This window comes from Agrobacterium sp. Ap1, from assembly GCF_017313375.1.
In the GTDB taxonomy this organism is placed as follows: domain Bacteria; phylum Pseudomonadota; class Alphaproteobacteria; order Rhizobiales; family Rhizobiaceae; genus Neorhizobium; species Neorhizobium cellulosilyticum.
This window is the reverse complement of record NZ_JAFLMY010000051.1, coordinates 1-6519: the sequence shown is the minus strand read 5'-3', so window position 1 is coordinate 6519 and position 6519 is coordinate 1. Positions and strand designations below refer to the sequence as shown.

Below are 6519 nucleotides of genomic sequence, written 5' to 3'. Positions count from 1 at the left end.
TCACCGCAAACATCTGACCGCAGCAGATCATCGAAAGCTTCGCTCTCACGCTATCGCGGCATGGCGAGATATCACCAAGTCGATCAGCGCCTGAAACCTGGCCGATGTCGATCACCGTGCCATAGCCAAACTTAAGGCGACGCCCCGGTTGGTGGCGTAAACCAGGGCCTTTTCGATCATTTTCATTTCCGTCCGCCGTCCCTAATGTCCACTTGCGCGCCGCTGGCAACATTTAGCAGCAACGACCTCATCAACGGACAGAGTGAGATCCTAATTTCCGAAATAAACCCTGCAGCCCCGGCTCGCCCACCATTCGGGTTGCGTCGAGCGGAGAAACCCAGATCAATCTTCTCTGGTGAGCCTCAGGAAATCGCTTCTTCATACGTTGCACGTCGACAACTTACACTTCTACCAGCGCAGGAATGCAATCGCCATTGTCGAGCCGCTACCATCGGCACCTTCACCTCTACCGCAAACGGCTTCACCGGCCAGATCCGCACCCTCGCCCTCAACGTCAAGGCTCGCATCGCACGCGTCGAAAATCCTTCGGAGAAGGGCCCGCAGTTCCGCGTCTATGCGGGAACGGCCGAGCTCGGCGCCGCCTGGCAGAAGACCTCCGAGCAAGGACGCGATTATCTCTCGGTCAAGCTCGACGATCCGAGCTTCCCGGCCCCGATCTACGCGACGCTCGCCGAGGTCGAAGGCGAAGACGGCCTTCAGCTCATCTGGTCCCGCTCGAACCGGGACTGATGTGGATCGCGAGGCTCCGCCGCCGGCGGGGCCTCATCTTCGGTTTGCCTTAAATGCGCGATTACCGCGCATCGAACCTGGCAAGCATCTTGCGCAATTGTGCGTTCTGCTCGGTCAGTTTCTTTGCGAGTTGGTGCCGTAAAGCAGCGACATCAGCATCGAGGTGGGACATTTCATCCAGGATCGATTTGGGGCCAGATGCAAGCGCAGGCCCAGCCTCATCGGCCTGGTGTTCAAGAGCCGCCGATTCTGTGACCGGCGCAATCTTCTTGGCGCGCGTCGGCGCCGGCTTGCCCTCTACCTCGACAGGCTCGATCGGGAGATGGATCGGCTCGACAGGTGCGGGGGCCGCCGCTGTCTCCACCACTTCGTCTAAGGCCTTGGGAACCTCTTCTGAAATTGCAGGCGTGGCCTCGGCGAGTTCGGATGCCGGTTCCGGATCGGACGGTGGCTCGGGCGCAACGTCTCCTGCCGGCGCTGCAGGCGGCTCCACGGATTGGACAGCGTCAGGTGCCTCGGTGGCAGGATGTGCCTCTTCAGCGTCCGGCTTGTACTCGAGAGCGATGGTCGCGGGTGTGACGGCGGTGGCCGCGTCGTTGCTGTCTGTTTTCGGCTTACGCGATACCAGGTCAGCCACAAATCTCCATGGTGTTCTCATCGCGCCAAACCTTTCAAGCATTGTGGCGGATCATTGCCACAGACATTTCAATATGGATCCCGTTCGTTGTCGGCGCGATCGATCGCAGGATCGGCGGCGCCTCACCTATAATGCGAGACGCCGCAGGAAGTCGGATATCAGGACTTGCCGAGGCGTTTGCGCAGATCGGCATTCTCGGAGCGCAGCTTTTCGGAAAGCTCCTTGCGAAGCTGTTTGTTCTCTTCCTCCAACTTGATCAAGTCGGCGATATCGTCAATCACCTCGATCGAAGCGGCAGGGGCCGTCGCTGCAGCCTTGGCGCGCGGCGCGCGGGTGGTGGCCTTCTTTGGTTCGACCGCAGCTTTGTCAGCCTTGACCGGGGTAGTCTTGGAGCCACGCTTCGCCCGCGTTTTCTTGGCCGGCTTTTCCGCAGATGCAGCCGTGGTGTCGATGGTGCTGGCGTCAGCTGCGGCAACCTTCGGCGCGCGCGGCTTGCGGGTCTTCTTTTCAACGGGGGCTGTGGCCGGCGCTTCGGGCGTGGCAGCTGTCTCAATCGTGGTGTCGTCGGCCATCAGTGTTCTCCTCTGTCAGGCGGGCAAGCATTTGTTTCCCCGTGACTTAAAGTCAATGCACGTGCTGTCATTTCAGTTGCAATCGGTGTGTCCGACGCCGCTATGGCTGAATTCCTTCCATCGCGCGACAAAGGCCCGGTCCAGGGCGGGCTCGATGAGGCATGTCTGACCGAAAACCGGCTTCGCCTCGATTGTCCTCCCGCAACGGTGGATTGGAGATTTCTTACCCCGCGCGGCGATCCGCACTCCTCTCCCTCCAAGAAATCCCCAATCCGACGCCTGCCATTGCATTTCGCCCTTCGGGTGCGGGCCAATCGCTCCCGGTCTTGTCGACAGCCATCGAGGCCGCACTGGAGCGGCCCGAAACAGCGAAAGGAATTCGAACATGGCTACCATCGGCACCTTCACCTCCACCGAAAACGGCTTCAACGGCTCCATCCGTACCCTCGCCCTCAACGTCAAGGCCCGCATCGCTCGCGTCGAAAACCCGTCCGACAAGGGCCCGCAGTTCCGCGTCTACGCTGGCAGCGTCGAGCTCGGCGCCGCCTGGCAGAAGACCTCGGAGCAAGGCCGCGACTACCTCTCGGTCAAGCTCGACGATCCAAGCTTCCCGGCCCCGATCTACGCGACGCTCGCCGAGGTCGAAGGCGAAGATGGTCTCCAGCTCATCTGGTCGCGGCCGAACCGGGACTGATGACGGACACGAGGCTCCGCCCACGGCGGGGCCTCTACCTTCATAAATACAGTATACACAGCAAATACAGCATTGCTGTAATTGCTGGATTTCGAGCCGCAGTCTCTCTATAGTGCAGCCTATGACCGCGAAGGAGCGAAATATGGCCAGCCGATCCTATACGACGACCGAACTATCCCGGAAATCCGGCGACATCATCGCCGACGCGCTGCGTCACCCCGTGATCCTAACCCAGCGGAGCAAGCCGCGTCTCGTCATTTTGAACATCGACGATTACGACCGACTGATGAAGAGCGCCGATGCCCGGGCCGTCGGCACGATCGACACAATGTCCGACGCCCTTTTCGCCGACGTGGAGCGCGCTGTCGCGCAATATGCCGATGACGACGAGGTAGGGCGATGAGCGTCTACGACGACATCCAGACCGCAGCCGTCATTCGTTATCCGTATCTTTGGGCCCGGGAGGCCGGCAAGGGCGAGACCGAGGGTCGCAAGGAGCGCCCTGTCGCGGTGGGCGTGCGCATTCCTCGTGCCGGCGGCGATCTGGTCCTGTTCTTCCCGATCACGACCAAGCAGCCCGAACGCGGCCGCTTCGCTTTCGAGATCCCAACGATCGAAAAACGTCGTGCCGGCCTCGATGCCGACCGTGAGCTCTGGATTATGATGGACGAATACAACAGCGACCTGGTCGGTGCCTCTTTCTATCTCGAACCGGAGCCGCCGATCGGTCGCTTCAGCAAGGCATTCTTCCTGCCGATCCTGCGCGAATTCATCGCGCGCCGCAAATCCTTCTCCGAGGTCAGTCGCCACCGCTGAGATGACAGGCCTCGTTTGATCAAGCCCCTGAACCGCATCGAGCGTTTCAGGGGCTTTTTGCTGCCATACGGAGAGGTGGGGTAGCTGCTCAGAATGCACGATGGTGCCAAGTGGCAATGCCGGCCTCAAGGATGAGCGGTGCCCCCAATTTGCTCCACCTGCCCTGACGCGCAGCCTACGCAAATCGGCTCCCCCACTCCCCGGCTCTGCCGGTCGCTTGCGCGATCCTTGACCCCGCCATCGCCTCTCGGACCCGCCGCTCATCTTTCACAAGCGTCAGGAGACGAAGATGACCTACGAACTTGCAATCCAGATCGAAGAACTGCGGGCTGAGCTGCGTAACGCTGTCGATGGTGCAGAGCGCCGTCAGATCCAGGCCGAGCTCGAAATCGCTCAGGCAGAGCTGATTGTCGCGAGCGCCGAGCTTGACGGTGTCGCAGAAAAGCGAACCGCCTTTCTGAGGCGGTTTCCATCACCCGTCGTCTTCGAAGTCGAGCTGCCGCAATTTTCCTGTCGATCTCATTTCATCGACATTGGGAATGATGCGGATCGTGTGTCCTGCCGCAACCTTATGCCGGCAGAATTTTCCCCGCCTGCGGCTCCTCGCGCATCAAAATTCAGCCGACCTCAGGTCCTCCGCTGCGCTTCGGCTGTGCGCGCCTTCCCATTGCGCAAGCGCAACGGGGTCCCTTCGGTGCAGCACTCCTTCCCGATCCGCATTTCATCCCCGCGAAGAAACGCAATCGACAGGAAACCACATGCAACAGCTCGGTCTGAGTGCCTTCTGCCTGACCACGGCGGACCGGAGCGTCTTCCCGAACATGGCAGGTGCCGCCTACGGCTTTGCCGGCATGGGGCCGTACCGTGGCGGCCAGGCCGATCTTCTACGCGTTCCGTACGGCGACTATAACTGCCTGAAGCTGCCGCCGGACGCAGAAGCCAAGCAGAATGACTATGTGATGTTGGCCGACATTTTTCCCACTGGCTGGCACTGCACCGAGCTGGCAGGACTTTGCCCAGGCGAGTCGATAGTCATCTATGGAGCCGGGCCGGTCGGCCTTATGGCTGCCCATTCTGCCATGATCAAAGGCGCTAGTATCGTCATGGTCGTTGATCGTCACCCCGATCGGCTGCGGCTGGCGGAATCAATTGGCGCCATTGCCATCGATGATTCCAAGGGTTCTGCCGTGGATCAGGTACTGGAACTGACGAACGGCGTCGGAGCCGACAGGGGCTGCGAGTGCGTCGGCTATCAAGCCCATGATCCAGAGGGCCAGGAGCATCCCAACATGACGATGAACGACCTGGTGAAGTCAGTGAAGTTTACCGGCGGCATCGGGGTCGTTGGTGTCTTTGTCCCGCAAGATCCCGCACCGCAGGACCCTCTCTACAAGCAGGGCGAGATCGTCTTCGACTATGGTCTGTGCTGGTTCAAGGGGCAGACGATCGGAACGGGTCAGTGCAATGTAAAAGCCTATAACCGGCAACTTCGCGACCTGATCTTCTGCGCGTGATGACGGCTGGACCAAGGTCATCCTCAAGCCCGCCGCATGACAGCCGATCCACTCGGGGCGGCCGCCGGCCGCCCTGTCGCTCCATCGTCTCGAACGTCGAGGAATACCATGCTGATGTACGAATATAGCTGTCCCGCATGCGGACCATTCACGGCGTTTCGGCCACTGGCGGCGTTCCGCGAACCATGCGCCTGCCCGGCTTGCGGCGCCGCGTCGACGCGGGATTTCCTGAGCGCACCGGCCCTCGCTAGCATGGACAGGGCTCGGCGCGGGCCTGCCTCCAACGGCCGCGAAGAGAGCAGTTATCCCGCAGCTAAAGCGGCACATCCGGCGGGCTGCGGATGTTGCATGCGCCGGTCCCCCATCCCGGTTGCTCTGTCCTCGAAAGGCCGCGTTTTCACCTCGAGTGGGCCGCCTCGACGCGGATCGTGAGGACGTCACATAGCCGATTTATTGAAAGGAGATCGACATGGCCTCTCAAACCCTCAATGGCCTTACGGTGGCAATCCTGGTAACGGACGGCTTCGAACAGGCCGAGATGACCGATCCGCGTAAAGCGCTAGATGAGGCGGGCGCCGAAACACGGCTCGTATCGCCCAAGGACGGCCAGGTTAAGGCTTGGAACTTCACGGATTGGGGCGAAACCTTTCCCGTCGATGTGCTTCTGGAAAGCGCCCGACCAGAAGCGTTCGACGCGCTCCTATTGCCGGGCGGAGTCATCAATCCCGATAACCTCCGAACGCTGCCAGAAGCGGTTGCCTTCGTGAAGGCGTTCTTCGACGCGGGCAAGCCGGTCGCGTCAATCTGCCACGGGCCCTGGACGATCATCGAAGCGGGAGCCGCTCGCGGGCGGCGCCTTACGTCTTGACCTTCCCTGAGGACCGACCTCCAGAACGCAGGCGCGGAGTGGGTGGATCAGGAAGTCGTTGTTGATCAGGGACTGGTGACGAGCCGCAAGCCCATGCATCTTTGATTAGTGAACATTGCGAAAGTGTTTGTATTAGCTCGATGCATAGCGCATATTGCCACTATATGATTGATGGATCGACCAATGCCGGCCACGAAGAAACAGAGCTATGCTCGATATACGATTGCTGCGGTTAGCGTGCTGGGAAGTATGATCCAGCTCGAACGTAAATCTCGCACGATGACGGCGCAGGAGCTTGCCGGCCGGCTCGGCATAACACGCGGAACTCTTCAGCGGCTTGAACAAGGAGATCCCAAGGTGGAACTGGGCCTTGCCTTTGAGGCATGTACCGTTCTCGGCATTCGCCTTTTCGACGACGATCTTGCTGGTATGACGTTCAGAAACGAAGACCTTCAAAAACGCCTCACGCTTCTACCCAAGTATGCGCGTCCACGAAAACAGACAGCGGTCGACAATGACTTCTAAAAAGCCGCAGCCAACAGAAGCGTTCGTATGGGTGTGGCGATCAGAAAGCCCCGATCCAGTGGTCGCCGATCGTGTCCCATGGAGTGGTGTAGCTGGATTTCATAGCCATCGGTGATTTCCGGTAGGGTCGGGTTGCTTAGAGC

General features: G+C 60.2%; 9 protein-coding genes and 1 pseudogene. 8 read left to right on the top strand and 2 right to left on the bottom strand.

What is annotated here, in order from left to right; genetic code table 11:
• The first annotated feature begins 450 nt into the window (after positions 1-450).
• Positions 451-750, top strand: a complete 300-nt coding sequence (locus JZX87_RS30745) for a DUF736 domain-containing protein (RefSeq protein WP_183688382.1) — start codon at positions 451-453, stop codon at positions 748-750.
• Positions 751-811: 61 nt separating this feature from the next.
• Here JZX87_RS30745 and JZX87_RS30740 read toward each other — a convergent pair whose 3' ends face one another.
• Positions 812-1387: a hypothetical protein gene (locus JZX87_RS30740; protein ID WP_206829617.1), complete on the bottom strand. Its 576-nt coding sequence runs from the start codon at positions 1385-1387 to the stop codon at positions 812-814.
• A 158-nt stretch (positions 1388-1545) separates the two neighbouring features.
• Positions 1546-1959, bottom strand: a complete 414-nt coding sequence (locus JZX87_RS30735; RefSeq protein WP_183688314.1) for a transcriptional regulator — start codon at positions 1957-1959, stop codon at positions 1546-1548.
• Between the two features lie 385 nt (positions 1960-2344).
• Here JZX87_RS30735 and JZX87_RS30730 point away from each other — a divergent pair, with 385 nt between their 5' ends.
• From JZX87_RS30730 to JZX87_RS30700, 7 genes and pseudogenes are all read left to right on the top strand, one after another.
• A complete protein-coding gene (locus tag JZX87_RS30730) occupies positions 2345-2653 on the top strand; it encodes a DUF736 domain-containing protein (RefSeq protein ID WP_133037238.1) in 309 nt (102 codons plus the stop codon).
• Between the two features lie 142 nt (positions 2654-2795).
• Positions 2796-3056 (top strand): type II toxin-antitoxin system prevent-host-death family antitoxin, encoded by a 261-nt coding sequence (locus JZX87_RS30725; protein ID WP_183688312.1) that lies wholly within the window; start codon positions 2796-2798, stop codon positions 3054-3056.
• Complete coding sequence (locus JZX87_RS30720; protein WP_206829616.1) at positions 3053-3469, top strand: hypothetical protein; 417 nt, start codon at positions 3053-3055, stop codon at positions 3467-3469. The genes JZX87_RS30725 and JZX87_RS30720 overlap by 4 nt, the downstream gene beginning before the upstream one ends.
• Positions 3470-4227: 758 nt before the next feature.
• The gene (locus JZX87_RS30715) at positions 4228-4983 is read left to right on the top strand and encodes a zinc-binding dehydrogenase (protein ID WP_210349154.1); all 756 of its coding nucleotides are present in this window, start codon (positions 4228-4230) and stop codon (positions 4981-4983) included.
• A 36-nt stretch (positions 4984-5019) separates the two neighbouring features.
• Positions 5020-5415, top strand: coding sequence for an FmdB family zinc ribbon protein (locus JZX87_RS30710; protein WP_353654303.1), 396 nt, complete (start codon positions 5020-5022; stop codon positions 5413-5415).
• Between the two features lie 37 nt (positions 5416-5452).
• A pseudogene (locus JZX87_RS30705) lies at positions 5453-5956 on the top strand (type 1 glutamine amidotransferase domain-containing protein).
• 78 nt (positions 5957-6034) lie between these two features.
• Positions 6035-6376, top strand: a complete 342-nt coding sequence (locus JZX87_RS30700) for a helix-turn-helix transcriptional regulator (protein ID WP_183688308.1) — start codon at positions 6035-6037, stop codon at positions 6374-6376.
• Positions 6377-6519: the final 143 nt, after the last annotated feature.